We start from the raw sequence: 582 nt of genomic DNA on the forward strand, positions 1-582 counted from the left end.
AAAAATATTTAACACATAATGATAAAATGGATGTTCCATATTTTCCACATTTTCCTTACAAACAATCGATTTATAAGTGGACAGGAGGATTTTGGAAAAATATTAACACTTTGAATATAAAAGATGAAAATGATTCACAATATAAAAAATGGAAATCAGAATTTTTAATTGTAGCTGAATTGTCAAAAAAGCAAGAAATTGGGTAGATGAAGGGAAGTTATTTTATTAAAACTAAAGTTGTAAGTGTCGAGACAGGCGATCCAATTGAAATTAATTTTTATTTTGAATTTCAAACTTCTGACGTCATTTTAAGTATAGGAACAAAAAATTCACTTGAAGGATATTGTGAAGGTAGTTATGCAATTGTTAAAGACAAAGAGGGTTTGAAATTAAAATACACTGGAGACGGCACTTGTACTTCAGACGAAGAAGAAAGTTCTTTTTTAATTAAAAAAGAGAATGATCAATATTATAAAAAAGTAAAAGATTTATAAATGAAGATTGGCAATTATTTAAAATAAAGAACTAATTAAGAATAAAATATCTTAATGAAATCCCTACTGCTGGCGCGAGCGTCTCGCT

The 582-nt window shown here is 27.5% G+C and carries 2 protein-coding genes; both read left to right on the forward strand.

Going from position 1 to position 582, the window contains the following annotated elements; translation table 11 throughout:
• Positions 1–206, forward strand: a 206-nt coding sequence (locus tag B0A81_RS21710) for a hypothetical protein (protein ID WP_165768112.1), incomplete at its 5' end; no start/stop codon positions are given.
• The gene (locus B0A81_RS21515; RefSeq protein WP_089059921.1) at positions 207–494 is read left to right on the forward strand and encodes a hypothetical protein; all 288 of its coding nucleotides are present in this window, start codon (positions 207–209) and stop codon (positions 492–494) included.
• Positions 495–582: the final 88 nt, after the last annotated feature.

Source organism: Flavobacterium plurextorum (genome assembly GCF_002217395.1).
Lineage (GTDB): Bacteria > Bacteroidota > Bacteroidia > Flavobacteriales > Flavobacteriaceae > Flavobacterium > Flavobacterium plurextorum.